This window comes from Pleomorphomonas koreensis DSM 23070, assembly GCF_000425185.1.
GTDB lineage: Bacteria > Pseudomonadota > Alphaproteobacteria > Rhizobiales > Pleomorphomonadaceae > Pleomorphomonas > Pleomorphomonas koreensis.
Genome location: NZ_AULH01000018.1, coordinates 67,807 through 93,985, shown reverse-complemented (window position 1 = coordinate 93,985; position 26,179 = coordinate 67,807). Strand labels below are relative to the sequence as shown.

Here is a 26,179-nt window from a genome sequence, read left to right as displayed (position 1 = left end):
CATCTTACTCAGTATAGGCGATGGTTCGGAAGATATATGATTTGACTATCGAGCAATTGTCAGTCGCTGTCAACGACAAAGGGTATGTGAGCCTTCCCTTAAAAGGCTATAGACATGCCGGTAAACTTAAAACCGGCGTCTTACCCCGCCGCCCGGCCGTAATTTCTCCCTTGCACCATCCGGTTTGTCGGCCTTAACTCCCGGCCACGGTGCCGACCGTCGCCATCGATTCAACCTGCCCGCCGCCTCAAGACCTACGGGAGACGCGCCATGGCCGAAGCCGAGCCCAACGCGCCTGCGACACCGATCCCCGACGGCCTGCCGCCGCTCAGGACGGAGGATGGTGACTTCTCGCCCGCCTTCCTCGAAGCTCTCCGCACGGCGATCGAGGCGGCCGACGCGCGTACCATCGAGGCGCTGGCCGCCGACCTGCACGAGGCCGACGTCGGCGACATCATCGAGGCGCTGTCGCCCGACGAGCGCGCGCCGTTCATCCAGCTTCTCGGCGAGCACTTCGACTTCACGGCGCTGACCGAGGTCGACGAGACCGTCCGCGTCCAGCTGATCGAGGAGTTGCCGCCGGAGGCGGTGGCCGAGGGCGTGCGCGACCTCGATTCCGACGACGCCGTCTACATCCTGGAGGACCTCGATGACGAGGACCAGGAGGAGATCCTCGCCAAGTTGCCGGCCGTCGACCGCATGGCGTTGCGCCGCAGTCTCGACTTTCCCGAGGAGACGGCCGGTCGGCGCATGCAGACCGACTTCATCGCCGTGCCGCCGTTCTGGACCGCCGGGCAGACCATCGACTACCTGCGCGAGCGGAAGGACCTGCCGGACGAATTCTACGAAGTGTTCGTGATCGACGCCGGCTTCCGCTATCTCGGCGCCGTGGCGCTCAACCGCCTGCTGCGGGCGCCGCGCGTCACCCGCATGGCCGATATCATGAACGATGAGCGGCAGCGGGTGCTGGCCACCGACGACCAGGAGGTCGTGGCGCGCATGTTCGAGCGCTACAATCTGGTGTCGGCAGCCGTCGTCGACGAGGCGGAGCGGCTGGTCGGCGTCATCACCGTCGACGACGTGGTCGACGTCATTCAGGCCGAGGCGGAGGAGGACATCCGCGCGCTGGCCGGTGTCGGCGACGAGGAGATCTCCGACTCCGTGTTCTACACGCTGAAGACGCGCTGGGTCTGGCTCGCCGTCAACATGGTGACCGCCTTCCTCGCCTCGTCGGTGATCGGCATGTTCTCCGAATCCATCTCGAGGATGGTGGCGCTGGCCGTGCTGATGCCGATCGTCGCCTCGATGGGCGGCAACGCGGCGACGCAGACCATGACGGTGACGGTGCGGGCGCTCGCCACCCGCGATCTCGATACCCACAATGTTTGGCGGATTTTCGGTCGAGAATTAAGCGTTGGTTTACTCAACGGCGGCAGTTTTGCAGTGATCGTCGGCTTGGCGGCCGCGCTCTGGTTCCAGGACCCGCTCCTTGGAAGCGTGATCGGCGCCGCGATGATCGTCAATCTGTTGTCCGCGGCGTCGGCCGGCATCATGATACCCTTGGCCTTCGAGCGGTTCGACATCGATCCGGCGGTCGCCTCGGGGGTGTTCGTGACCATGGTGACCGACGTCGTGGGGTTTCTGGCGTTCCTCGGGCTTGCGTCATGGATTTTGCTGGGCTGAAGAAGGTGTTTCGGAGAAAGCGGTGGCGCGCCGGCGGCGCGCCGGATGGGGCGGGCCGCTGGGCCGGCCTTGCCGCTCGTCTCGTCAACCCGTTGGCTCTCGGCTCGCTCGCCCTGGGCCTGTCGGCCTGCGCGCTGTTCGACTTCGGCCCGCCGGGGCCGGACGACTATCCGGTGAAGGGCATCGACGTCTCCTATTTCCAGGAGGACATCAACTGGCGTTCGGTGGTGGCCGACAATACCGCCTTCGCCTGGCTGAAGGCCACCGAGGGCGGCGACTGGTCGGACCCGAAGTTCAGCTCCAACTGGTACGGCGCCGCCATGGCCGGCCTGCCGCGCGGCGCCTATCACTTCTGGTATTTCTGCCGGCCGGCCATGGAGCAGGTGGCCTGGTTCCTCCAGCACGTGCCCTATGATCCTTACGCGCTGCCGCCGGTGCTCGACATCGAATGGGTCAACTCCAAGACCTGTCCGGGCCACCCGCCGCGTGAGCAGATCATCCCGGAGGTGAAGACCTGGCTCGATGCCATCGAGCGCTATTACGGCAAGCGGCCGATCATCTACACCTCGATCAGCTTCTACAACGATCGCCTCAAAGGCGCCTTCCCGGATCATTTCGTGTGGATCGCCTCCTACAAGGGACATCCGCTGGTCCGCGATCCGAGCCTGCGCTGGCACTTCTGGCAACATACCGAAGCCGGCAAGGTGGCGGGTATCCGCGGCCGGGTCGATCGCAACGTGTTCAACGGCTCGGTGCGCGAGTGGCGCGCCTTCCTGGCGGGGCGGCTCAATCCGGGGAGCTAGAGCAACTCCGGCAAAAGCGGGAGCCGGTCCTGCGTCCGGAAGTGCGTCCATACAAGGAGATCGAGCGGTTCCGGTGAACCGGAATTGCTCTGGAAGCGGAGGAGGACCGAATGCGCATCGTCTTCGCGCTCTCGCTGGTGGCGGCGCTCGCCTGTTCGGGCGCCGCGCGGGCCGATGAGGCCGATCCCGCCGAACCGACCGCCGCCGACCGGCAGGCGGTGGCCGACTGCATCGCCAAGGCCGGCGAGGAGGAGGGTGGCAGCGCCTTCCGCTGCATCGGCGTTATCTCCGATCCCTGTCTCGCCGAGCCTGACAACGACAACACGGTGATGATGGGCGCCTGCCTGGCCCGCGAGTCGACGCTGTGGGACGAGCGCCTCAACGACGACTACAAGACGCTGCTCGACGGGCTGGAGGGCGAGGCGCGCGACAAGCTCAAGGCCGGCCAGAAGGCTTGGCTGACGGTGCGCGACACCACCTGCGAGGTGGAAAGCTCGTTCTGGCAGGGCGGCACCGGCTTCGGAACGGCGCTGACCGGCTGCATGCTGAGGGAAACCGCCACGCGGGACCTGTCGCTCGTCGCCTTGCGTGCCTATCTCGAGGAGTGAGCGCGCCGTTCACCCTGTCCGTCCGGTCGGGTTGCCGTCGGCTCCCCTGATGGGATACGAATGAAGCCCATCAGGAATTGCGAGTCCCAAGGCCCGATGTCCTTCGCGGCCGCCACCCACGAGAAGGTCCACATGATTTCCAAGGATCAGGAATACGTCCGCCTCGACGACGAGGAAGAGGAGAAGGACGAGAAGCTCAAGGACGCGGCTCCCGCCCCGCAGGTCGACAAGTATCTCTTCAAGTCGCGCACCGTGCTGATCACCGGCCAGGTGAGCCAGGAGATGGCCAAGGACGTGACGGCGCGCCTCTTGGCGCTCGCCGAAGCCAGCGCCACCGACCCGATCACCGTCATCGTCTCCTCGCCCGGCGGCCACGTCGAGTCCGGCGACATGATCCACGACATGATCGGCTTCGTGCCGGCGCCGGTGAACATCATCGGCACGGGCTGGGTGGCGAGCGCCGGCGCGCTGATCTACGTGTCGGTGCCCAGGGAGCGCCGCTTCTGCACGCCCAACACCCGCTTCCTGCTGCACCAGCCGTCCGGCGGCACCGGCGGCATGGCCACCGACATCGAGATCCAGGCGCGCGAGATCATCAAGATGCGCGACCGTCTCAACCGCATCTTCGCCGAGGCCACCGGCCAGCCGGTGGAGCGGATCGAGAAGGATACCGACCGCGACTACTGGATGAGCGCCGAGGAAGGCATCGCCTACGGCCTGGTCGGCAAGGTCGTGAAAACCGCCTCGGAAATCTGAGGCCACGTGAAAAGGGGCGGTCCGGACGGGCCGCCCCTTTGCCGAAAACCGACGCCCGGAAGGGCGCCGGGTGCCGGCGCGCCGGCGCCCGCCAGACGGATCAGAACTTCAGTTCGTCGGGCAATGCCTTGGCGGCCGTGTCGGTCAGCGGCGGCAAGGCGCGGCTGTCGAACAGATAGACGCGCAGCCCCGTAGCCTGCCCGTCCTTCAGCGGAACCGCCGCGTGAAAATAGGCGACGCAATCGCCGATCAGCCGGGACAGGCCGGTGGTGCCGGTCACCGGACTGCGGGCGTAGGCGCCGATGATCCGGTCACGCTCGGCAACGGCCGTAGCCGTCGAGCGGTCGCAGGCCGGCGAGGTGGCGAGCGTCATGTCGGCATCCTCGACGATCGGCTTCAGCGTCTCGCCGAGCTTGGAGACGATGGTCTCCTTCGGCAGGGGCGTGGTGAAGTCGATGCTACGGGCGAGATAGAACACGCTCTCCGAGTCGCCGCTGCCGGTGGTCGCAAAGCTCGCCGTGTCGGTATAGGCATCGCCCTTGTTGCTGCATTCGGTCAGCGCGCCGGTGGTCACGCAGTTGCCGATGCCGTCCCTGAACGCCTTCAGTGCGGCGGCCTTGGTATCGCCGACGTAGATGCCGAGCACCGTCGAGACGTCTTCCAGCCGGTCGATCTCCTCGTCCGACAGCGGTTTGGCCGGCGACAGCAGGCTGTCGAGCACCTTGGTGTCGGCGGGCTCGGCCGGTACCGCGGCGGCGACCTGCGGTTCCGGTGCCTGCGGCGAAATCGGCGCGACGGCCAACGGCCGCACCACGGCGGCGGCGACGACGCCCTGTTGCGGCACCGCAGTCGGCACGTCCTCCGGGTAGGGCGGCATGGCGGCATAGGCCGGCTGATTGACGGTGCCGCCGCCCATGGCCAGCGCCGTGTTGGCCTGACGCATCAACTCGTTGTACTGGTCCTGGCTCAACTGGCCGGACGGCTCGACGCCGATCGATGCCTGGAACGAACGGACACCGCGCCGGGTCTTGTTGCCGGGCACGCCATCGGGCCGCCCGACCGGAATGCCTATCTCGTTGAGTGCCGATTGCACGGTCCGCCAGTATTCGACGACCACGGGGTCGTAGGTCGGGCGATGGACGCGCCGCGGCGCCGGCCGCGACTTGCCGGCCTCGTGGCCGATGATCGTGCCGATGACGCCGCCGACAATCAAGCCGCCCACGAAGTCGCCGCCGCCGGCCATCGCCTCGGCGGCGTTGCCGAATGTCAAAACAGCCGCCAACGCGGTCGCCGCGGCTCCCGTCGTCAATGAATTGCCCATGATATCCCCCAGCCGTTCACGCAGTGAACCGTGCCAGAGTCATATACTTCCTGGTCGAAGGCAATCGGTCGATGGTAACCGTCTTCGATCGCCGGGGCGACCGTCAGTGGGTGTCGTGCAGGCACTTGTGATGGTCGGCCAGCACCTCGATCACCCGGCATTCGCCGACGCAGCGGTGGCCGCAGCCGCCGACCATCGCTTCCAGTTCTTCCTTGAGCGCCATCAGGCTGTCGATGCGGGCGTTGACCTCGGCGAGCTTGTCGCGGGCGATGCCGTCGGCCGCACCGCAGGGCTGGCTGGGATTGTCCTGCAAGGTCAGCAGCGTGCGGATGGCGTCGATTTCGAAGCCGAGGTCGCGGGCGTGCCGGATGAACGACAGCCGCCGGAGATCGCGCATCCCGTAGAGGCGGCGATTGCCCTCGCTGCGTGGCGGCGGCGGCAGCAGGCCGATCTGCTCATAGTAGCGGATGGTCGGCACCTTGACCTGGCTGCGGCGGGAGATTTCACCGATCGGCATTTCCGTCATTTTACGTACTTGCTCCTCTAGTGACTGGAGGATGCAACCTTTGGACGACAAAGGCAAGAATACCGGAAATCAAGGATTCGCGATGAACGACACGGCTCTGAAATCCCGCTTCAAAGTTGACGGCATGGATTGCGCGGCCTGTGCGGCTCGCATCGAGGGTGCGGTCAAGCGGCTCGACGGCGTCGAGGACGTCTCCATTTCCGTGATGACCGGCGCAATGACGGTTCATCACGGCGTGGCCACCGATCTCGCCGCGCTGGAAAGGACGGTCAGCCGCCTCGGCTATGGCATCAGCGCCGACGGTCACGCCGGTCATGAGGACGGAAAGGGGCATGACTGCGGCTGCGCTCACGGCGAGAGCGGACATGGGGATCACGATCACGAACATCATGATCACGATCACCATGATCACGATCATGCGTCGCACGAGGACGGCGCCGAAGGCGGTCACGCCGGTCACGTCCATGCCGCTGTCGAGGGGGAATGGTGGAAGTCGGCGGCTGGTCTTCAGGCGATCGGCGTCGGCCTCGGCATCGTCGTCGCCTATGCGCTGGGCTGGCTGGTGCCGGAGGCGGAGCGCTGGCTGTTCCTGGTGGTGATGCTGGTCGGCCTCGCCCCGATCGCCCTGCGGGCCTTCAGGCTGGTACAGGTCGGAGAGCCGTTCAGCATCGAAAGCCTGATGACCATCGCCGCCGTCGGCGCCGTATTTCTCGACGCCGGTGAGGAAGCGGCGGCCGTGGTGTTCTTCTTCCTGGTCGGCGAGTTGCTGGAGGGCCTGGCGGCCCGCCGGGCGCGCTCGTCGATCCAGGCGCTGGCTAGTCTGGTGCCCGAGACAGCGCAACTCCTCTCTGGCGGCGCGGCGCGCGAGGTGCCGGCGTCCTCGCTCGCCGTCGGCGACGAGGTACTGGTCCGCCCCGGCGACCGCGTGCCCTGCGACGGCGTGGTCATCGCCGGCACGAGTTCCATCGATGAATCCACGGTGACCGGCGAGAGCGTGCCGGTGACGCGCGGCGAGGGCGCCTCCGTCTATGCCGGCACCATCAATGGCGACGGCGTGCTCACCGTCCGCGTTACGGCGCCGGCCACCGACAACACCATCGCCCGCATCGTCCGCCTGGTCACCGAGGCGCAGGAGACGCGAGCGCCAGTCGAGCGCTTCATCAATCGCTTCGCCAAATACTATACGCCGGCCGTCGTGGCGGTCGCTGCCGCGGTGGCGCTGCTGCCGCCGCTCTTTGATGGCAACTGGGGCGGCTGGATCTACAAGGGCCTCGCCATCCTGCTGATCGGCTGCCCCTGCGCGCTGGTCATCTCGACGCCGGCTGCCGTCGCCGCCGCGCTGGCTACCGGCGCCCGCACCGGCCTGCTGGTCAAGGGCGGCGCCGTGCTGGAGCGCCTGCGCGACGTGACGGCCGTTGCCTTCGACAAGACCGGCACGCTGACCGTCGGCGCGCCGCAGGTGACCGACGTCGAGGCGTTCGGTGCGGATCGCGCCGCCGTGCTGCGGCTTTCCGCCGCGCTGGAAGCGACGTCCAGCCATCCGCTGGCCAAGGCGGTACTGGCCGCCGCCGGCGATGCGCCGTTGCCGCCGGTCGCCAACGGTCGGGCGGTGCCCGGCGAGGGCGTTGCCGGCCGCGTCGAGGAGCGCGACCTGTTCTTCGGCTCGGCCGAGGCAATCGGCGGACGGGCGCCGCTGCCGGCCGATGTGCAGGTCACCGTCGAACGGCTCGGCACCGAGGGCAAGACGGTCTGTCTGCTGCTGGCGGACGGCACGATTCTCGGCATTGTGGCCTTGCGTGACGCGCCGCGTCCGGATGCCGTCGCCGCGGTCGGCGAACTGCGTCGGCGCGGGGTCACCACCGTCATGCTGACCGGCGACAATCCGCGCGCCGCTGCCGCGGTCGGCCGCGAACTCGGCATCGACGACGTGCGGGCCGGCCTGATGCCGGGCGACAAGCAGACGGCCGTCCGGCTGCTGCAGGAGCGGGGTCTCGTTGTCGCCAAGGTCGGCGACGGCATCAATGACGCGCCGGCGCTTGCCACGGCCGACGTCGGCATCGCCATGGGCGGCGGCACCGACGTGGCGCTGGAGGCGGCCGACGCGGCGCTGCTTTATGGCCGGGTGGGAGATGTGGCCGCGATGATCGACCTCTCCCGCCGCGCCATGGCCAACATCCGCCAGAACATCTCGATCGCCCTCGGGCTGAAGGCGGTGTTCCTGGTGACGACGGTGCTCGGCATCACCGGTCTGTGGCCGGCCATCCTGGCCGATACCGGCGCCACGGTGCTGGTCACCGCCAACGCGCTGCGGCTGCTCAGGCGCTAGAGCATTTCCGGTGAAATCCGGTTCACCGGAAATACTCTCTCTCATTGTTCAGACGCAATTCCGGACGCAAAACCGGTTCCCACTTTTGCTGGAATTGCTCTAGCATCCGTCCGAAAAGTTGCGAGACTTTTCGGACGGAGGGGCTGCGTGAGGGCAAAGCCTCCGGTTGGAACGCGCCTTGCTCGGCGGACGGCATGTCTGTCCGCCGGAGGGCCATATGAACCGCCGCGCGTTCCTGTTCGGGACGATTCTGAGCCTCGGTCTGCCGGCCGTGGCCCGTTCCGGCACGCTCACGGGCCTCACCGAACTGCGCGGCAGCCTCGTGGTGCCCGAGCCGCGCCCCATCGCCCGCCGCACCGGCGACCGCAGCGCCGAGCTTCAGGCGGCCATCAACCGCGCCGCCGCCGCCGGCCGGCCGCTTTACCTGCCGGCCGGCCGCTACGAGGTGTCCAACATCCGCCTGCCCGATCGTACCCGCCTCGTCGGCGTGCCCGGCGAGACGCGGCTGATCTATTCCGGCGGCGGCCGGTTGCTCTATTCGGACGACGCCCACCGGCTGTCGCTCGACGGCCTGACGCTCGACGGTGCCAATCGTGCCCTGTCCGATGAAGACGACGGCCTGTTGTCGCTCGCCTTCGTCGAGGACCTCGCGGTCTCCGGCCTCGAAATCCTCGGCAGCGCCGGTCACGCTATCGCGCTGACGCGGACGGCCGGCCGCCTTGCCGACTGCCGCATCTCCGGCGCCGCTGGTGCCGGCATCGTCTCGACCGAGGGCAGGGCGCTCACCGTCGCCGGCAACGACGTGAGCAATTGCACGGGCGGCGGCATCCTGCTGCGGCGCTGGACGACCGGCGACGACGGCTCGACGCTGCGCGACAACCGCGTCGCGCGGGTGGGCGGCGCCGGCATCCGCCTGTCATCGGCCGGCGGCGTCCGCCTGTCCGGCAACGATCTCCGTGCTATCGGTGGCCCGGCCATCGTCGCCGACGCCGCCTCCTCGGGCGCCGCCGTCAGCGCCAATGCCGTCGATGGCGCGGCGCTCGGCATCGCGTTACTCGGCGGTGCCGACGACCGGCTGTCGCTCGTCGAGGGCAACGTCGTTCGCAATGTCGGCGGTGACGCGCCCGGCGCGCTGGCCGGCGGCCGACCGGCCGGCGTCGGCATCCATCTGGAGACGCACGGCTCGGTAACCGGCAATGTCGTGGAAGCAGCGCCGCATCTCGGCCTGTCGCTCGGCTGGGGCGCCACGCTCGGCAACGTCGTCGCCTCCGGCAACGTGGTGCGCGGCGCCGGCGCCGGCGTCGGCGTGTCGGTGCTGGCGCCGGGGCAGACCACTGTCGTCACCGGCAATCTCCTGGTCGACGTGCCGGGCGGCGGCGTGCGCGGCATGCGCTTTGCCGAATTCGCCACCGGCGACCTGACGCGCGTCGGCGCCGCCGCCTGGCCGGGACTGACGGTTGGGGAAAACCGTCTGGCCTGAGCGTGGACGGCGCCGGGAAAACCCTGTGGACGGTCTGTGGGCAGGCCCTGGAAAAGCTGTGCGCCGCGCTCTGGAAAACTACCGTCCGAACGCGTTGAAAACCCTGATCCGGCGCTGTGGATATCCTGTGTCTTGCCGGCCGTCGCCGGACGAGCGGCGGCGCGCTGTGGCCGCGGGCGCCGAATCCCGCCGTATCCCGCGACTTTCCGCTTGCCCGGCGGCCGGATTCGGCTTAGCGGAACCGCTTGATCCTTCTGGCCCCTTACCGGAAAGCTCCCATGGAAAAGCCCGCCCACGACAGCCTGCTGATCATCGACTTCGGCAGCCAGGTCACGCAGCTCATCGCCCGCCGGGTGCGCGAAGCCGGCGTCTACTGCGAGATCCATCCCTATCAGTCGGCGGCGGCGGCCTTCGAGAAGCTGCGGCCGAAGGGTGTGATCTTCTCCGGTGGGCCGGATTCGGTGACGCGCGAGGGCTCTCCGCGGGCGCCGCAGGCGGTGTTCGACAGCGGCGTACCCATTCTCGCCATCTGCTACGGCCAGCAGACGCTGGCCGCCCAGCTTGGCGGTGAGGTCGAGGGCGGCCACGCCGCCGAATTCGGCCGCGCCGACGTGGAAATCCTCAAGGCGTCGCCGTTGTTCGAGGGGCTGTGGGAGGTCGGAAAGCGCTATCCGGTGTGGATGAGCCATGGCGATCGCGTCACGCGGGCGCCCGAGGGCTTCGAGGTGATCGGCATCTCCGAGAACGCCCCCTTCGCCATTCTCGTCAACGAAGCCAAGCACTACTACACCACCATGTTCCACCCGGAGGTGGTGCACACGCCGGATGGGGCAAAGCTGCTTGCCAACTTCGTGCATACGATCGTCGGCCTGAAATCCGACTGGACCATGTCGGCCTACCGCGCCGAGATGATCGCCAAGATCCGGGAACAGGTGGGCAAGGAGCGGGTGCTCTGCGCCCTGTCGGGCGGCGTCGATTCATCGGTGGCCGCCGTGCTGATTCATGAGGCGATCGGCGACCAGCTGACATGCGTCTACGTCGACCACGGCCTGATGCGCCAGGGCGAGTCCGAGCAGGTGGTCGGCATGTTCAGGGATCACTACAATATCCCCCTCGTACACGTTGATGCGTCTGATCTTTTCATCGGCCAACTCGAAGGCGAGGCCGACCCGGAGAACAAGCGCAAGACCATCGGTCGGTTGTTCATCGAGGTATTCGAGGCCGAGGCGAAGAAGATCGCCGCCGACGGTCGCGGCGCGCCGACCTTCCTCGCCCAGGGCACGCTCTATCCTGACGTCATCGAGAGTGTCAGCTTCTCTGGCGGCCCCAGCGTCACCATCAAGAGCCATCACAACGTCGGCGGCCTGCCGGCGCGCATGAACATGAAGCTGGTGGAGCCGCTGCGCGAGCTGTTTAAGGACGAGGTCAGGGCGCTCGGCCGTGAGCTTGGCCTACCCGAGAGCTTCATCGGCCGCCACCCCTTCCCAGGGCCGGGCCTTGCCATCCGTCTGCCGGGCGGCGTGACGCGCGAGAAGCTCGACATCCTCAGGAAGGCCGACGCCATCTACCTTGAGGAAATCCGCAAGGCCGGCCTCTACGACAAGATCTGGCAGGCATTCTCGGTGCTGTTGCCGGTGCAGACGGTGGGCGTGATGGGCGACGGCCGCACCTACGACCGGGTGCTGGCGCTGCGTGCCGTCACCTCGGTCGACGGCATGACGGCCGACTTCTACCCCTTCGACATGGGCTTCCTCGGCCGCACCGCCACCCGCATCATCAACGAGGTGAAGGGCGTCAACCGCGTCGTCTACGACGTCACCAGCAAGCCGCCGGGGACGATCGAGTGGGAATGATTCAGGGCCATCCGAACGCCGCTGATTTCGCGCCAGAACCCGGAATAACCAACTGAAATAAAGTAATTTTTCTTTCGATGGCTATCGGCATCTCTCAATGGGCAGAGATGGAATGTACCGTCACAGCTGACGACCCTTGCCGGTATTAATCCCCGACAATTTCTAAAGTACCGTCACGAGAATTGAGGCTCGTGACGGTACTTCTTTTGGCATAAGTCATTGAAGAAATTATCATTTTCTCGCTGAGAGCCGCCCAAAGCCGCGTGACAGTACTTTTTTGGAGGTGGCGCAAGAATAGTGACGGACGATGGAATTAAGTCGCTGAAACCAAAAGACAAAGTATACAAGGCCGCAGATCGCGACGGCATGTATGCCCGCATTATGCCATCGGGAGCGATCTCTTTCAGGCTGGATTGCCGGCTGAATGGGCAACGCGAAACGGTCTATCCCGGCAAGCATGGGGGGATGGCATGTCGCTCGTGCACAGGAATTGTGCCTGGATGCAGGGCGCGCGGTCAGGGACGGATACCCCGCGATCGAAAACCAGCGCGAGAAGCGCCGCTTGAAGAAGGCCAAGAGCTTTGGCGAGTTTGGCGAGAAGTGGTTGGTGAATGCGCCGATGGCAGATAGCACCAGGGCCATGCGACGCTCGATCTTGAGCGCGAGTTATTTCCGATGTGGCGCAACCGGTTGGCACTATAACGCCTTCAGCGGTCTTCTAGCCTGCTGCCACCTCATCGGTCAGCCGCCCGTCGATGTTGCCGGTGGTCGTTGTGACGCCCATTCGCGGCGCAGCATGGCGTATTGCATGGTGTTTTCGTAGATCGGATTGCCTGCATCGTCCTTGGTGAACGATATGAACTCGACGAATACGCCTTCCCGGCGCATGCCCAGCTTTTCGCAAAGGCGTTGCGAAGGCTTGTTGTGGTCCTCGACATAGGCATAGAGCCGGCGGGAGCCCTTGGCTTGGAAAAGATGGTCGAACAAGGCCTTTGCGGCTTCGAACGCATATCCTTGGCCGCCGAATCGCGGATTGAGATTCCAGCCGACCGAAGCTGTCTCGTCTTCGTCATCGTCTCCGCCGCCACCGAACAGATCGCCGATGACCTGACCGGTCTGTTTGAGGCAAATCGCCACGCATCCCTCGTCGAGGGCGCGTTTGCTGACCTCGATCTCCGCCTCAGCCAGGTCTGCCAGCTTGAGCGAGAGAAAGCATGGGGCGGTGGGTGCGCGCAGATAGACGAATAGGTCCGCTGCATCGCCCTCCCGAAAGGACCTGAGGATCAGCCGCTCGGTTTCAATCGTCTGCATGTCCGGCACTCTTCGAAAAGCGGTCAATGATGCGCAGGGGGCAGGCTGCGATACCTGGCCAAGGCGAGGAAGACGACGACCGCCAGCACCGCGATCACCACGGCGGCCGTCGTCAGGAGAACGGAGTGTGTCTGGGTGAAGGCGGCCTTGCTTGCCTCGATCAGGGAAGCACCCTGGTCAAACGGAAGCTCGTTCGCGACGATGTAGGCGTCGCCGATCGTTCGGGACGCCTGTTCGGCCGAAGCCTGTGGAAGTCCAGAAGGCAGATCTATGGCCCGGCTGAATACACTCGACATGAATACGCCGAACAGGGTGATCCCGAGACCGGTGCCCAGCTCGTAGCCCGTCGCCTCCAGCGAACCGGCCGCGCCGCCCTTGCTCGCGTCGACGGAGCCCATGATGGCGATCGACGATGCCGTCAGTCCGATGCTGAGCGTCAGCCCGAGCAGGGCGAGCGCCAGCGGAACGAGGACGCCCGGATCATGGAAATCGCTTCGGGCGAGAAACGCCAGCATGACAGCCGCGCCGGCAAGTGAAAGCGTGGCCACGCGCCGTAATCCAAACCGGTTGGACAGATAGCCCGCGACCGGGCCGCCGACGGCCGAGGCCGCCATGATCGGGATCATGAAGACGCCGGCCTGCAGCGGCGTTTTGCCGAGCACATATTGCAGTTCCTGCGCCAGCGTCAGCTCGACGCCGGCCAGCGCGCCCGACGCGACAATAGCCATGATCAGGCCGGCGACGATCGCAGGGTGCGACAGAAGCGACAGGTCCAGCATCGGCTCCGGCGACCTGAGCTGCTTGCGTACGAACAGCGTCAGGCTGGTCACCCCGATCAGCACCACGAGGGCAATGACGGGCAGCGACTGCTTGCCACCAAAACCGGCCTTGATCCCGTACACGACCGATATCATGCCAACGATCAGCAGCAGCGCCTGACCGATCGCCCATCTGCCGGGCGTCGTCTGCTCGCGGCGCGGCAACAGGATATAGCAGGCCGGCACCACCATCAGCATGACCGGCACGTTGATCAGGAATACCGAGCCCCACCAGAAGTGCTGGAGAAGAGCGCCACCGACAAGCGGCCCGACCGCCGCGCCGGCGGCTCCGACCATGCCCCAGAGGCCGAGGGCCATGGCGCGCTCACCCTCATCCTCGAAGGTCTTGCGGATCAAGCCCAGCACACAGGGCATGATCATCGAGCCGCCCAACGCCAGAAGCACGCGCGCGGCAATCAGCATGGCGGCGCTCTGCGCGAAGGCGGCCCATGCAGAGGCCAGCCCGAAGATGACGAGGCCGATGAGCAGAATCTTGCGGTTGCCGACCCTGTCGGCGAGCGTGCCCATCGGCACCAGAAGCCCGGCCATCAGAAGCGGGTAGATGTCGATGATCCACAGCACTTCGGTCCCGGAAGCGCTCAGCGACTGCGTCAGCGTCGGAACGGCGACATGCAGGATCGTCATGTCGAGGACGACCGGGAGGAAGGCCAGCATGACGGCGACGAGAACAAGCCAGCGGTTGGCCGGGACAGAAACGGACGACATCATTCACCCAAGGAAGGATTGCGCCCGTTAATATAAATACATACGTATGGATTTCAATGGCGCTGGATGATGGAGGACGACAGATTGGGCAGAAAACCGACGATCACGCGTGAGAGTCTGCTCGAACTCGCGGAAGGGATCGTTCGCAGCGAAGGCGCGGCCGGCCTGACGATCGATGCGTTGGCCAAAGCGGCCGGCATTACGAAGGGTGGCGTCCAGTACTCGTTCTCGTCGAAAGACGATCTGGTCAGGGCGCTGATCGGGAGATGGACGCATCAATTCGACGAACTGCTGGGTGAAATTGACGGTCTTCCGCCTGCCGATCTCGTCCGAAAGTACATCAAGGTCATGCGCAGCTCCCAGGCGGCGATGAACGCCAAGATGGCCGGCCTGATGATCGCCTACATCCAGAACCCGCAAAATGTCATCGAAACCCGCCAGTGGTACCGCTCGATGTTCGAGCGTCTGGGCGGAAACACGCACGACGCGCAGGCGGCCCGTGTCGCTCTGCTGGCGGCCGAGGGCCTGTTCCTGCTGCGCATCGTCGGAATTGACGAGGACGGCGAGTGGCGCGGGTTTCTCGACGACGTGGAGACTATCTTCGAGCACCTGCTAAAGAAACGATGAGCCGCAACATACGCTTCTCGGGCGCGACCCCGGTATGGGGCCGACGCCATTGTCGCCGATAGTTATCTCGCGAAAACTGCGGCGGCTTGGAAACACCGCGGGCCAGGCATCGTGCACTTCCAGGCTGCGGACCAGGAAATCGAACGCTCGCTTCGATTGACCCGGCAGGAAGTGATCCCCCTCCTCAATGAAACAGATTTCGGCATGCGGCACGCGCTTTCCGAGCCGGGCGCGCCTGTGCCAGATGGAACCTCGGCGGAGCGGTCAGCCGACGATATCCGCCCGACTCCGGGCTATTCCACATGCTCGGCGATCACGGCAAGAAAGACGGCGGCGTAGCGATCCAGCTTGACCTCGCCGACGCCGGGGACCTTCGCCATCTGCGATCGCGAGGCGGGGCGCGCGGCGGCCAGCTCGATCAGCGTCCTGTCGTGGAAGATCACATAAGGCGGCACGGCCTGCGCGCGGGCAAGCTCGCTGCGTTTCTCGCGCAGCGCCTGGAACAGCGTCCGGTCGGCTTCGGGCAGGGAGATCGCCGTCCGGGCGCGGTCCTTTTTGGTTGGCGCGGCCCGCGCTCTGGCCGGCGCGCGCAGCATGAGCGTCGGCTTCTCGCGCAGGAAGCGGCGGCCGGCCTCCGAGATCGACAGCCCGCCGTGGCCGGCCAGGTCGACGTCGACGAGGCGCAGCGCGATCAATTGGCGCAGGATGGCGCGCCAGGTCCGGCTGTCGTGCTCCTTGCCGATGCCATAGGTCGAGATCCGGTCGTGGCCGGACCGGACGATGCGCTCGTCCGAGCCGCCCAGCAGCACCTCGACGATGTAGGCCTGGCCGAAGCGTTCGCCGGTCCTGTGGATGCAGGACAGGGCCTTCAGCGTCGCCACCGTTCCGTCGAACAGTTCCGGCGGCTCGGCGCAGGTGTCGCAGTTGCCGCAAGGCTCGGAATGGTCGCCGAAATAGGACAGCAGAACCTGGCGGCGGCAGCTCGCCGTCTCGGCAAGGCCGAGAAGCGCATCGAGCTTCTGCCGCTCCATGCGCTTGCGTTGCTCCGGCGCGTCGGACTCCTCGATGAAGCGGATGCGCTGCGCGATGTCTTCATGGCCGTAGAGCATCAGCGTATCCGACGGCAGACCGTCGCGTCCGGCGCGCCCGGTCTCCTGGTAATAGGCCTCGATGCTGCCGGGCAGGTCGAGATGGGCGACGAAGCGCACGTCGGGCTTGTCGATACCCATGCCGAAGGCGATGGTGGCCACCATGATGACGGCCTCCTCGCGCTGGAAGCGCGTCTGGTTCTTCTGGCGCTCCACCTTGTCCATGCCGCCGTGGTAGGGCAGCGCGGTGTAGCCTTGCTCGGAGAGCCAGGCCGCCGTCTCCTCCGTCTTTTTCTTCGACAGGCAGTAGACGATGCCGCTTTCGCTCTCGTGTTCCTTCAGGAAACGCTTCAACTGCGCCCGTGGATTGTCCTTCTCCGCGATGGCGTAGCGGATGTTGGGGCGGTCGAAGCCGGCGACGAAGGCATCGCTTTCGGCGATGTGCAGATGCGACAGGATCTCGGCGCGGGTCGGCGCGTCGGCCGTCGCCGTCAGCGCCATGCGCGGCGTGTCGGGGAATTGCGTGACGAGCGCGTCGAGTTGGCGGTAGGAGGGACGGAAATCGTGCCCCCATTGCGACAGGCAATGCGCTTCATCGATGGCAATCAGCGACAGCGGCGTGCGGTGCAGCAGGTCCAGGATGTCGGGCCTGAGCAGCGTCTCGGGCGCGACGTAGAGGAGATCCAGCGCGCCGCTCGATATGGCCCGCCACAGGGCGTATCGCTCGTCGCCCTGCAGGTCGGAATTGAGCGCGGCGGCCTTGACGCCCGCCTGCCGCAGCGCCGCCACCTGATCGGCCATCAAGGCGATCAGCGGCGAGACGATGAGGCCCATGCCGGGCCGGGCGATCGCCGGTATCTGATAGCAGAGGGATTTGCCGCCACCCGTCGGCATGAGCACGAAGGCGTTGTTGCCGGCCATCACATGGTCGACGATTGCAGCCTGGGGTCCGCGGAAGGCGTCGTAGCCATAGACGGTTTTCAGAATGTGCAGAGGGCGGGCGGTCACGACGGCTCGGACAAGAATCGGAAGGAGGGAGCATCATAACAGGTTTGCCGCAGGCCCGCCTGCCTGGAGGAAATCCAACGCTTTCCCGGCTATTTGATGTCGGCCCGCCGGTGTTCGCCGATCGGACGAAATAGCGGACGCCGCAGCCGATGGTCACAAATTTCCGGCATGGGTCTGTCCTCTCATATAAAGGAAAGGCCGGTGCCCGCGAGGCACCGGCCGTTTCCCGTTGGCAGCAGCGCCGAAGCGCCGGGCCATTTTACTTGTCGCGCAGCCGGCCACCCCAGGCGGCGCTGGCGCTCGCCAGGAAGGCGCCGACCAGCAGCGACAGGGCAGCCGCCAGGGCGAAGGCCGCGCCGGCCTTGCGAGCAGCGTCGGCGGCTTCCTGCGCCTTCACCTTCGCCTGCTGGGCCTGAGCGATGACGGCGTCGATGCGCGCCGTGGCATCGGCCTCCGACAGACCGGTGCGGGCGGCCACCAGCTGGCCGAGATAGGTCTTGTCGGCAGGCGAGATCTCGCCGGCAGCGGCGCTGGCGATCAGGATGCGCGACGCCTGCGCGGCCGCCGCCGCATCGCCCTCGGCGCCGGGCGCGGCGAGGCGGGCCGGATCGTTCGGACGGAACAGACTATCGACGAAATAGGAGGTGGCGGCGCTGCCGCTTCCTTCGTCGGCGCTCGATGCAGCACCGGCCGAGGCGCCCATGGCGGCACCGGAAGCGACGTTGGAGGCCGCCTGCACGCCGGTGCCGACCGCCGACGACAGGGTGGACGTGGCGATGCAGATGACGATCAGCGTCGACAGCGCCCAGGCGAGAAAACCGTGCGCGGTATCACGGAAGAAGGTCTCGTCGGTATGGAGGCCGACCCACTTGGTGCGCAGCCGGCCGGTCATATAACCACCGAAGGCGGAGGCCAGCCCCTGCACCACGATCATCCAGATGGCGGCGGAAATGGCGAAGGTGGTGACGCTGGCGCCCTGGTTTGTCCAAGGCGAGACCATGGTCAGGCCCAGCCCCGAGCCGACAAGAATGAGAATGAAGCTGACGGTGGATGCCGTGAAGGCGCCGGCGATGATCGATCCCCAGCTCACCGCCGACGATGAGGATTCGACGGAAGGCGGGTTTTCGGTCGCAATGAACGTGGATGCCATGATGTCCTCCTGTCGCGCGAACGTCGGCTGATTGCAGACGCCCGTGATCGGTCCCCGCGCTGGCTCCTGCCCGCCGCATCGGCGGGTTGCGTGGCGATGGCGGGGGCCACGGTTAATAAGCGTCTGAAAATGAAAAAGGTTCCGCGCGGGGTGACTTGACCCGCCATCGCGGCCGTACGGCATTCCGGCAATCCGCGAGAACGATTAAGCTGTCGCTTCAACCGGTTCAGCCGCCGGATGCGGCTTTCTGTACGTAGACATCCGCTCCTGCCCGTCCGCTTCCCTGCCTAACTATAGTCTAACCATCAAGTTTAAGCCGTCACGGCGCGGGCTTGGGGTTCAGGAAAGCAGGAGTTCGGAATGTCCAGAAGATTGAACGACAAGGTTGCCATCGTCACCGGCGCCACCTCCGGCATCGGCCGGGCGACGGCGCTGCTGTTCGCAGCCGAGGGCGCCAAGGTGGTGGTCACCGGCCGCCGCGCCGAGCAGGGCGCCAGTCTGGTCGATGAGATCCGCAAGGCTGGCGGCGAGGCGACTTTCGTTCAAGCCGACGCCACCAAGGCCGACGACCTCGTACGGCTGGTCGACACGGCGATGAAGACCTACGGCCGCATCGACATCCTGATCAACAATGCCGGCGTGCTGAAGACCTTCAATTTCCTGGAGATGGACGAAGCGCGCGATTTCGATCCGGTGTTCGAGACCAACGTCCGCAGCTATTTCCGGCTGACCAAGCTGGTGCTGCCGCACATGCTGGCCGCCGGGAAGGGCGCCATCGTCAACATCGCCTCGATCGCTTCCGAGACCGCCGTGCCCTTCCACGCTTCCTATTGCGCCAGCAAGGGCGCCATCAAGCAGTTCACCAAGGCGATAGCGCTCGAATATGCCACCTCCGGCATTCGCGTGAACGCCGTGCTGCCCGGTCTCACCACCTCCGACATGGTGCCGGAGGGCAGCGACTTCGAAAAGATGGTGATCTCCACCGTGCCGATGGGGCGCGCCGCCAAGGCGCTGGAGATCGCCAACGGCATCCTGTTCCTGGCCAGCGACGAGTCCTCCTTCTGCACCGGCACCACGCTGGTGATGGACGGCGGCGCCACGAGTCAGTGATCTAGTGCAATTCCAGCAAAAGTGGGAACCGGTTTTGCGTCCGGAATTGCATCTGAACAAAGAGATAGAGCATTCCCGGTGAACCCGATTTCACCGGTACTGCTCTAGCTGCCGGCCGGAGGCGCGGACGGCGTTGCCGTCTCCGCCTTCAGCCAGTCGCCGAAGGCCCGCACCAGCCGCGAGCGGGCTTTCGCCTCGGGATAGACGAACCAATAGGCCTTGCCGACGTCGAGCGGCCGTCCGGTCAGCAGCACCAGCCGGCCGGCGGCCAGCTCCGCTTCGACCATGAAGCGCGGCATCAGCGCCACGCCGAGGCCGGCGACCGCCGCTTCGGCGATCATCGAGAACTGGTCGAAACGCGAGCCGCGCCAGGCGCCGGCGGCCGACAGACCCTCGGCGGCGAACCAGTCGGCCCAGGCGGTCGGCCGGCTCGACTGGTGGAGGAGCGGCGCCTCGGCGATCGCCCTGGCGGTTCCCAGGCCATGCCGGTCGCGGAAAGCGGGCGAAGCCACCGGATAGACCGCCTCGCTGCACAGGAACTCGCAGACGGCGCCCGGCCAGGTCGGCTCGCCGAAGTGGATGGCCGCGTCGAGCGGTCCCCCCTCGAAGGAGAACGGCTCGTTGCGCACCGTGAAGTTGACGGTCGCCTGCGAATGGCCGGCGAGGAACTTCGGCAGGCGAGGCACCAGCCAGCGCGCCGCGAAGGTGGGTAGCACGGCAAGGTGCAGCACCTCGGCGCCGCCGGCGCTGGCCATGCGTCGCTCGGTCGCGGCGGCGAGATCGGCGAGGATGCGTGCCACCTCCTGCCGATAAGCTTCGCCGGCGTCGGTGAGGAAGACGCGCTGGTTGATCCGCTCGAACAGCGCCAGGCCGAGCCGCGTCTCCAGCTCGCGCACCTGCCGGCTGATGGCGCCCTGCGTCAGGTGCAACTCGGCGGCGGCACGGGAGAAGCTGAGATGGCGGGCGGCACTCTCGAAGGCGACGAGCGCGCCGATCGACGGCAGGAGATCGCGGGCCATGCGGGCATCCGGTCATGAGTTTTCCTCATGACCTTACCAGAAATCATCGCTTGCCGGGGAGGGGGCTCGGGCGATTAACCTCGGTGCAGCCAGCCATAGCGAGAACGCCCGATGCCCGCCAGCCTTGTCACTGAAACCGCCGATCTCCTAGCCCGCCTCGGCGTTCCCGCCGACGCCGTCACCGGCGGCAGTCTTGTCGTGACCTCGCCGATAACAGGCGAGCGCATCGCCGAAGTGCGCGAGACCGATGCCACTGGCCGCGACGCCGCCATCGCCGCCGCCGATGCCGCCTTCCGGGAATGGCGACTGGTGCCGGCGCCCAGGCGTGGCGAACTGGTCCGCCTGTTCGGCCTGGAACTGCGCGCCGCCAAGGCCGATCTCGGCCGGCTCGTCACCATCGAGGCCGGCAAGATCGTCTCCGAGGGCCTCGGCGAGGTGCAGGAGATGATCGACATCTGCGATTTCGCGGTCGGCCTGTCGCGTCAGCTCTATGGCCTGACGGTCGCCACCGAGCGGCCGAGCCATCGCATGATGGAGACGTGGCACCCGCTCGGCGTGGTCGGCGTCATCTCGGCCTTCAACTTTCCCGTCGCCGTCTGGTCGTGGAATGCGGCGATCGCGCTGGTCTGCGGCGACACCGTCGTCTGGAAGCCGTCCGAGAAGACGCCGCTGACGGCACTCGCCGTAGAGGCGCTGTTCGAGAAGGCATCCGAGAAGGCCGGCGCGCCGTTCGGCCTGTCACGGCTGATCATCGGCGGCCGCGAGGCCGGCGAGGCGCTGGTCGACGATACCCGCGTCGCTGTGGTGTCGGCCACCGGCTCGACGGCCATGGGCCGCGCCGTGGCGCCGCGCCTTGCCGCCCGCTTCGCCCGCGCCATCCTGGAACTCGGCGGCAACAACGGCGCCATCGTCGCGCCCAGCGCCGATCTCGATCTGGTGGTGCGCGGCGTCGCCTTTGCGGCGATGGGCACGGCCGGCCAACGCTGCACGACGCTGAGGCGGCTGTTCATCCACGAAGCCGTCTACGACGCCCTGTTGCCGCGTCTTCGCCGGGCTTATGCCTCGGTGACGATCGGCGATCCGCGCGAGGCGGGCATGCTGGTCGGCCCGTTGATCGACGCCGCCGCCTTCGACCGCATGCAGACGGCGCTCGACAAGGCGCGGGCCGACGGCGCCGTCATCCATGGCGGCGAGCGCGCCCGCCAGGATCTCGGCGGCAACGCCTGGTACGTCCGGCCGGCGCTGGTGGAGATGCCGGCTCAGACCGAGGTGGTCCGGACCGAGACCTTCGCGCCGATCCTCTACGTCATGCGCTACACCGATCTCGACGCGGTGATCGCCGCTCACAATGCCGTGCCGCAGGGTCTTTCCTCGTCAATTTTCACTAACGACTTGCGGGAAGCCGAAAGCTTCCTGTCGGCAGGCGGCTCGGATTGCGGTATCGTCAACGTCAACATCGGCCCGTCGGGCGCCGAGATCGGCGGCGCCTTCGGCGGCGAGAAGGAGACGGGCGGCGGCCGCGAAGCCGGCTCCGACGCCTGGAAGGCCTACATGCGGCGGGCCACCAACACCATCAACTACGGCCGCGACCTGCCGTTGGCGCAGGGCGTCGCCTTCGACGTGGAGTGAGACAATGGCGATCCGGGTCATCGTCGCCGGCGCTACCGGCTGGACCGGCGGCGCCGTGGCGCAGGCCGTGCTCGAGGCGGCCGATCTGGCGCTGGTCGGCGCCGTGGCCCGCGCGGCGGCTGGCCGCGACATCGGCGAGGCGCTGGGTGGGGCGGCCGTCGGCATCCGGGTGGTCGGCTCCGTCGAGGAGGCGCTGAAGGCCGGCGCCGACGTGCTCGTCGACTACACTTCACCCGAGGCGGTGAAGGCCAACACGCTGGCGGCGATCGCTGCCGGCGTCGCGGTGGTGATCGGCACGTCGGGCCTCTCGGCCACCGACTATGCCGAGATCGACGCGGCGGCGCGGGCGAGGAAGGTCGGCGTGTTCGCAGCCGGCAACTATTCGATCACCGCCACGCTGATGAGCAAGTTCGCGCTGATGGCCGCCAGATATGTCGCCGACGTCGAGGTGATCGACTACGCCGCGGCGGAAAAGCGCGACACACCCTCCGGCACGGCGCGCGAGCTGGCCGAGCGGCTGAGCGAGGTGCGCCGGCCGGCCACGTCGGTGCCGGTCGGCGAGCTTGCCGGCATCCGGGAGACACGCGGCGGCACCATCGATGCCGTGCAGGTGCATTCGCTGCGCCTGCCGGGCTACGTCTTGTCCTGCGAGGCGCAGTTCGGCGCGCCGGGCGAGCGCCTCGTCATCCGCCACGACGCCGGCTCCGACGCCGCGCCCTATGTCGCCGGCACGCTGCTCGCCCTCCGCCGGGTGGGCGAGCGGTCGGGGCTGCGGCGCGGGCTGGACCAGCTGATCGAGTGACGGCCACATTTTTTCCGGAGTTGCCATCTTGTCCTCCTCTCTCGCTTCCCGCACCGGCGGCCGCATCCTGATCGATCAACTGGTCCGCCAGGGCGTCGAGCGGATCACCTGCGTGCCGGGCGAATCCTATCTCGCCGCCCTCGACGCGCTGCACGGCAGTCCGATCGACCTCCTGGTCTGCCGCAACGAGGCCGGCGCCGCCATGATGGCCGAAGCCTACGGCAAGCTGACCGGCAAGCCCGGCATCTGCTTCGTGACGCGGGCGCCCGGCGCCACCAACGCCGCGCCGGGCCTGCACATCGCCCAGCACGATTCGACGCCGCTGATCCTGTTCGTCGGCCAGGCCGAGCGCGGCATGCTGGAGCGCGGCTGCTTCCAGGAGATGGACTACAAGGCGGTGTTCGGCTCGATCGCCAAATGGGTGGTGGAGATCGACGATGCCGCCCGCATCCCCGAACTGATCGCCCGCGCCTTCCGCGTCGCCATGCAGGGGCGTCCCGGCCCGGTGGTGGTGTCATTGCCCGAGGACATGCTGACCGAGACGGCCGAAGTGGCCGACGCGCCGGTGGTCGAGCCGGTGGAGATCTGGCCGGGCCTCGCCGACCTCGCGCGGCTCCAGAAGCTGCTGTGGGAGGCGAAACGGCCGCTCGTCATCCTCGGGGGCTCGCGCTGGAGCGAGCGGGCGCGGCGCGAGGCGATCCGCTTCGCCGAGCGCTTCGACCTGCCGGTGGCGACCAGCTTCCGCCGCGCGTCACTGTTCCCGGCCGATCATCCCAACTATGCCGGCGACCTCGGCCTCGGCCCCAATCCGAAGCTCGCCTCCCGCCTCCGCGACGCCGACGTGCTGCTGCTGATCGGCGGCCGGCTGTCGGAATCGCCGTCCTCGTCCTACACGCTCATCGACATTCCCCAGCCGACGCAGACGCTGATCCACGTCTATCCCGATCCGGAGGAGATCGGCCGCGTCTACCAGCCGGCGCTCGGCATCGTCGCGACGCCCAACGCCTTCGCCGCAGCGCTTTCCACCGTGCATCCGCCGGCCGACTTGCCCTGGTCGGCCGAGACGCGCGCGGCCCGTGCCGACTTCCTCGCCTGGACCGACAAGCCGACCGTGCTGCCCGGCGATTTCCAGTATGGCGACGCCGTGGTCTGGCTGCGCGAGCGCCTGCCGCCGGAGACCATCGTCGTCAACGGCGCCGGCAACTATGCCATCTGGGTGCATCGCTACTGGCGCTATACGAGCTTCGCCGGCCAGATCGCGCCGACGTCGGGCTCGGTCGGCTATTCGGTGCCGGCCGGCGTGATGGCCAAGCGCCAGTGCCCCGAGCGGCCGGTGGTGGTGTTTGCCGGCGACGGCTGCTTCCTGATGAACGGCCAGGAATTCGCAACCGCCGTGCAATACGACATTCCCGTGGTGGTGATCGTCGTCGACAACGGCATGTATGCCACCATCCGCATGCATCAGGAGCGCGACTATCCCGGCCGCGTCTCGGGCACGTCGTTGAGAAACCCGGATTTCGCCGCGCTGGCCCGCGCCTACGGCGGCCACGGCGAGACGGTGCGCAGCACGGCCGAATTCGCGCCGGCCTTCGAGCGGGCATTGGCCTCCGGCAAGCCGGCGATCGTCCATTGCTTCCTCGACCCGCAGGCGGTGACGCCGGCCAGGACTCTCGACCAGTTCGCAGGCCGGGCGTGAGCCGCACATGGAAAGGCCCGGCCGTGATGGCCGGGCCCCGTCCCTGCGATCCTTGGCCGGCTCAGTAGTCGGCGTGAATGTCGTTATCCTTGGTTTCCTTGACGAACAGCATGCCGATCACCAGCGTGGCGGCCGCCACGACGATCGGGTACCAGAGGCCGTAATAGATGTCGCCGGTGGCCGCCACCATGGCGAAGGCGGTGGTCGGCAGGAAGCCGCCGAACCAGCCGTTGCCGATGTGGTAGGGCAGCGACATCGAGCTGTAGCGGATGCGCGTCGGGAACATCTCCACCAGGATGGCGGCGATCGGTCCGTAGACCATGGTGACGTAGAGCACCAGCACGAACAGCAGCAGCGTCACCATGACGAGGTTGATCTGCGCCGGATCGGCCTGGGCCGGATAGCCGGCGGCGGTGACGGCGTCGGTCAGCGACTTGGTGAACAGCTGCGCCGGCGTGGCGCCGTCGGCGCCCGGCTCGCTGCCGTAGGCGACGGTGGCGTCGCCGATCCTGACGGTGGCCGGCGTGCCGGCCGGCGCGGCCTCGTTGGTGTAAGGCACGCCCGCCTTGACCAGCGCCGCCTTGGCGACGTCGCAGGAGGCGGTGAACTTCGACGTGCCCACCGGGTTGAACTGGAACGAGCATTCGTTCGGGTCGGCGACCACGGTCACCGGCGCGCTGGCGACGGCGTGTTCGAGGGCGGGGTTGGCGTAGTGGGTGATCCCCTTGAAGATCGGGAAATAGGTGAGGCAGGCGAGCAGCAGGCCGGCCATGATGATCGGCTTGCGGCCGATGCGGTCGGACAGCGTGCCGAAGATGACGAAGAACGGCGTGGCGAGCAGCAGCGAGGCGGCGATCAACAGATTGGCGGTCTGCGCTTCCACCTTCAGCGTCTGCGTCAGGAAGAACAGGGAGTAGAACTGGCCGGTGTACCAGACCACCGCCTGACCGGCGACCAGGCCGAACAGCGCCAGCAGCACCACCTTCAGGTTCTTCCAGCGGGCGAAGGCTTCGGTGAGCGGCGCCTTGGAGGTCTTGCCGTCCTCCTGCATGCGGCGGAAGGCCGGGCTTTCGTTGAGCTTCAGCCGGATCCAGACGGAGATGGCCAGCAGCAGGATCGACACCAGGAAGGGAATGCGCCAGCCCCAGGCGTTGAAGTCTTCCGACGACAACAGCACGCGGCAGCCGAGGATGACCAGGAGCGACATGAACAGGCCGAGCGTCGCCGTGGTCTGGATCCACGAGGTATAGGCGCCGCGGCGATGGTCGGGCGCGTGTTCAGCGACATAGGTGGCGGCGCCGCCGTACTCACCGCCGAGCGCCAGACCCTGCAGCAGGCGCAACAGGATCAGGATCACCGGTGCAGCAAAGCCGATGGAAGCGTAGTTGGGCAGGATGCCGACGATGAAGGTCGAGGTGCCCATGATCAGGATGGTGACGAGGAAGGTATACTTGCGGCCGATCATGTCGCCGAGCCGGCCGAACACCAGCGCGCCGAACGGCCGCACAGCAAAGCCGGCGGCGAAGGCGAGCAGAGCGAAGATGAAGGCCGCCGTCGGGTTGACGCCGGAGAAGAACTGGGCGGCGATCACCGCCGACAGGGAGCCGTAAAGATAGAAATCATACCACTCGAAGACCGTGCCGAGCGACGACGCGAAGATGACGCGCCGTTCCTCACGCGTCATCGTGGTCGAGCCCGGCGACTTCGACGGGTCGGCGGTGACTGCTGTCATGAAAATTCCTCCAACGGTGGCGATATGCTCCACCCCGACCGGCGGTCGACGACGACCGGCGGCTCCTCCCGGGTCGGGAGCGGCCGTAACACTACGTATGTTAAGCT

The 26,179-nt window shown here is 67.0% G+C and carries 20 protein-coding genes and 1 pseudogene; 13 read left to right on the top strand and 8 right to left on the bottom strand.

Annotated features, from left to right (window positions below):
* The first annotated feature begins 270 nt into the window (after positions 1–270).
* The 4 genes from mgtE to H512_RS0115875 all read left to right on the top strand — a co-directional run bounded on the left by mgtE (position 271) and on the right by H512_RS0115875 (position 3,850).
* Positions 271–1,683 (top strand): magnesium transporter, encoded by a 1,413-nt coding sequence (mgtE, locus tag H512_RS0115890; RefSeq protein WP_053239948.1) that lies wholly within the window; start codon positions 271–273, stop codon positions 1,681–1,683.
* Entirely contained in the window at positions 1,665–2,486 is an 822-nt protein-coding gene (locus H512_RS0115885; protein WP_084798539.1) for a glycoside hydrolase family 25 protein, read from the top strand. Before mgtE ends, H512_RS0115885 begins: the two co-directional genes overlap by 19 nt.
* A 110-nt stretch (positions 2,487–2,596) precedes the next feature.
* Entirely contained in the window at positions 2,597–3,094 is a 498-nt protein-coding gene (locus H512_RS25910) for a lysozyme inhibitor LprI family protein (protein WP_026784285.1), read from the top strand.
* A gap of 132 nt (positions 3,095–3,226) precedes the next feature.
* Positions 3,227–3,850, top strand: coding sequence for an ATP-dependent Clp protease proteolytic subunit (locus H512_RS0115875; RefSeq protein WP_026784284.1), 624 nt, complete (start codon positions 3,227–3,229; stop codon positions 3,848–3,850).
* Positions 3,851–3,950: 100 nt separating this feature from the next.
* On the opposite strand, the gene H512_RS0115870 is transcribed toward H512_RS0115875, so the two are convergent.
* Both H512_RS0115870 and H512_RS0115865 read right to left on the bottom strand, forming a co-directional pair.
* On the bottom strand, positions 3,951–5,132 hold the full coding sequence (locus H512_RS0115870; protein ID WP_169507167.1) for a peptidoglycan-binding domain-containing protein: 1,182 nt from the start codon (positions 5,130–5,132) through the stop codon (positions 3,951–3,953).
* Between the two features lie 142 nt (positions 5,133–5,274).
* Positions 5,275–5,697: a MerR family transcriptional regulator gene (locus tag H512_RS0115865; protein WP_026784282.1), complete on the bottom strand. Its 423-nt coding sequence runs from the start codon at positions 5,695–5,697 to the stop codon at positions 5,275–5,277.
* A gap of 82 nt (positions 5,698–5,779) precedes the next feature.
* Between H512_RS0115865 and H512_RS0115860 the strand changes: the two genes are divergently transcribed.
* The 4 genes and pseudogenes from H512_RS0115860 to H512_RS27650 form a co-directional block, all read left to right on the top strand.
* Entirely contained in the window at positions 5,780–8,023 is a 2,244-nt protein-coding gene (locus H512_RS0115860) for a heavy metal translocating P-type ATPase (RefSeq protein WP_026784281.1), read from the top strand.
* Between the two features lie 217 nt (positions 8,024–8,240).
* On the top strand, positions 8,241–9,503 hold the full coding sequence (locus H512_RS0115855; RefSeq protein WP_026784280.1) for a TIGR03808 family TAT-translocated repetitive protein: 1,263 nt from the start codon (positions 8,241–8,243) through the stop codon (positions 9,501–9,503).
* A gap of 278 nt (positions 9,504–9,781) precedes the next feature.
* Positions 9,782–11,356, top strand: a complete 1,575-nt coding sequence (guaA, locus tag H512_RS0115850; RefSeq protein WP_026784279.1) for a glutamine-hydrolyzing GMP synthase — start codon at positions 9,782–9,784, stop codon at positions 11,354–11,356.
* Positions 11,357–11,650: 294 nt separating this feature from the next.
* Positions 11,651–12,049, top strand: a pseudogene (locus tag H512_RS27650) (Arm DNA-binding domain-containing protein); the annotation flags it as partial.
* A 48-nt stretch (positions 12,050–12,097) separates the two neighbouring features.
* Here H512_RS27650 and H512_RS0115845 read toward each other — a convergent pair.
* Both H512_RS0115845 and H512_RS0115840 read right to left on the bottom strand, forming a co-directional pair.
* Positions 12,098–12,667 (bottom strand): GNAT family N-acetyltransferase, encoded by a 570-nt coding sequence (locus H512_RS0115845; RefSeq protein ID WP_036792122.1) that lies wholly within the window; start codon positions 12,665–12,667, stop codon positions 12,098–12,100.
* A 23-nt stretch (positions 12,668–12,690) separates the two neighbouring features.
* Positions 12,691–14,214 carry an MFS transporter gene (locus H512_RS0115840; protein ID WP_036792110.1) on the bottom strand — a complete coding sequence of 508 codons (1,524 nt, stop codon included), beginning with the start codon at positions 14,212–14,214 and terminating at the stop codon, positions 12,691–12,693.
* Positions 14,215–14,277: 63 nt separating this feature from the next.
* Here H512_RS0115840 and H512_RS0115835 point away from each other — a divergent pair, with 63 nt between their 5' ends.
* Positions 14,278–14,838: a TetR/AcrR family transcriptional regulator gene (locus tag H512_RS0115835; RefSeq protein ID WP_245585430.1), complete on the top strand. Its 561-nt coding sequence runs from the start codon at positions 14,278–14,280 to the stop codon at positions 14,836–14,838.
* 293 nt (positions 14,839–15,131) lie between these two features.
* On the opposite strand, the gene recQ is transcribed toward H512_RS0115835, so the two are convergent.
* Both recQ and H512_RS0115825 read right to left on the bottom strand, forming a co-directional pair.
* Complete coding sequence (recQ, locus tag H512_RS0115830; protein WP_026784275.1) at positions 15,132–16,934, bottom strand: DNA helicase RecQ; 1,803 nt, start codon at positions 16,932–16,934, stop codon at positions 15,132–15,134.
* A 259-nt stretch (positions 16,935–17,193) separates the two neighbouring features.
* Positions 17,194–18,084: a hypothetical protein gene (locus H512_RS0115825; protein WP_026784274.1), complete on the bottom strand. Its 891-nt coding sequence runs from the start codon at positions 18,082–18,084 to the stop codon at positions 17,194–17,196.
* Positions 18,085–18,444: 360 nt separating this feature from the next.
* On the opposite strand from H512_RS0115825, the gene H512_RS0115820 reads away from it, so the two are divergent.
* Positions 18,445–19,194: an SDR family NAD(P)-dependent oxidoreductase gene (locus H512_RS0115820; RefSeq protein WP_026784273.1), complete on the top strand. Its 750-nt coding sequence runs from the start codon at positions 18,445–18,447 to the stop codon at positions 19,192–19,194.
* Positions 19,195–19,298: 104 nt separating this feature from the next.
* Here the strand turns inward: H512_RS0115820 and H512_RS0115815 are convergent, their stop codons facing one another.
* Positions 19,299–20,213: a LysR family transcriptional regulator gene (locus H512_RS0115815; RefSeq protein ID WP_026784272.1), complete on the bottom strand. Its 915-nt coding sequence runs from the start codon at positions 20,211–20,213 to the stop codon at positions 19,299–19,301.
* A 111-nt stretch (positions 20,214–20,324) separates the two neighbouring features.
* On the opposite strand from H512_RS0115815, the gene amaB reads away from it, so the two are divergent.
* From amaB to H512_RS0115800, 3 genes are read left to right on the top strand one after another with little or no spacing between them, the layout of a single operon-like run.
* Positions 20,325–21,842, top strand: coding sequence for an L-piperidine-6-carboxylate dehydrogenase (gene amaB, locus H512_RS0115810; RefSeq protein ID WP_026784271.1), 1,518 nt, complete (start codon positions 20,325–20,327; stop codon positions 21,840–21,842).
* Between the two features lie 4 nt (positions 21,843–21,846).
* Entirely contained in the window at positions 21,847–22,644 is a 798-nt protein-coding gene (gene dapB, locus H512_RS0115805) for a 4-hydroxy-tetrahydrodipicolinate reductase (protein ID WP_026784270.1), read from the top strand.
* Positions 22,645–22,672: 28 nt separating this feature from the next.
* The gene (locus tag H512_RS0115800) at positions 22,673–24,340 is read left to right on the top strand and encodes a thiamine pyrophosphate-binding protein (RefSeq protein ID WP_026784269.1); all 1,668 of its coding nucleotides are present in this window, start codon (positions 22,673–22,675) and stop codon (positions 24,338–24,340) included.
* A 61-nt stretch (positions 24,341–24,401) separates the two neighbouring features.
* On the opposite strand, the gene H512_RS0115795 is transcribed toward H512_RS0115800, so the two are convergent.
* On the bottom strand, positions 24,402–26,072 hold the full coding sequence (locus tag H512_RS0115795) for an MFS transporter (RefSeq protein WP_245585429.1): 1,671 nt from the start codon (positions 26,070–26,072) through the stop codon (positions 24,402–24,404).
* Positions 26,073–26,179: the final 107 nt, after the last annotated feature.

Coding starts and splice junctions, on each gene's coding strand:
- mgtE (WP_053239948.1), top strand. CDS start 271: ATGGCCGAAGCCGAGCCCAACGCGCCTGCGACACCGATCCCCGACGGC.
- H512_RS0115885 (WP_084798539.1), top strand. CDS start 1,665: ATGGATTTTGCTGGGCTGAAGAAGGTGTTTCGGAGAAAGCGGTGGCGC.
- H512_RS25910 (WP_026784285.1), top strand. CDS start 2,597: ATGCGCATCGTCTTCGCGCTCTCGCTGGTGGCGGCGCTCGCCTGTTCG.
- H512_RS0115875 (WP_026784284.1), top strand. CDS start 3,227: ATGATTTCCAAGGATCAGGAATACGTCCGCCTCGACGACGAGGAAGAG.
- H512_RS0115865 (WP_026784282.1), bottom strand. CDS start 5,697: ATGACGGAAATGCCGATCGGTGAAATCTCCCGCCGCAGCCAGGTCAAG.
- H512_RS0115860 (WP_026784281.1), top strand. CDS start 5,780: ATGAACGACACGGCTCTGAAATCCCGCTTCAAAGTTGACGGCATGGAT.
- H512_RS0115855 (WP_026784280.1), top strand. CDS start 8,241: ATGAACCGCCGCGCGTTCCTGTTCGGGACGATTCTGAGCCTCGGTCTG.
- guaA (WP_026784279.1), top strand. CDS start 9,782: ATGGAAAAGCCCGCCCACGACAGCCTGCTGATCATCGACTTCGGCAGC.
- H512_RS0115845 (WP_036792122.1), bottom strand. CDS start 12,667: ATGCAGACGATTGAAACCGAGCGGCTGATCCTCAGGTCCTTTCGGGAG.
- H512_RS0115840 (WP_036792110.1), bottom strand. CDS start 14,214: ATGATGTCGTCCGTTTCTGTCCCGGCCAACCGCTGGCTTGTTCTCGTC.
- H512_RS0115835 (WP_245585430.1), top strand. CDS start 14,278: ATGATGGAGGACGACAGATTGGGCAGAAAACCGACGATCACGCGTGAG.
- H512_RS0115825 (WP_026784274.1), bottom strand. CDS start 18,084: ATGGCATCCACGTTCATTGCGACCGAAAACCCGCCTTCCGTCGAATCC.
- H512_RS0115820 (WP_026784273.1), top strand. CDS start 18,445: ATGTCCAGAAGATTGAACGACAAGGTTGCCATCGTCACCGGCGCCACC.
- H512_RS0115815 (WP_026784272.1), bottom strand. CDS start 20,213: ATGGCCCGCGATCTCCTGCCGTCGATCGGCGCGCTCGTCGCCTTCGAG.
- amaB (WP_026784271.1), top strand. CDS start 20,325: ATGCCCGCCAGCCTTGTCACTGAAACCGCCGATCTCCTAGCCCGCCTC.
- dapB (WP_026784270.1), top strand. CDS start 21,847: ATGGCGATCCGGGTCATCGTCGCCGGCGCTACCGGCTGGACCGGCGGC.
- H512_RS0115795 (WP_245585429.1), bottom strand. CDS start 26,072: ATGACAGCAGTCACCGCCGACCCGTCGAAGTCGCCGGGCTCGACCACG.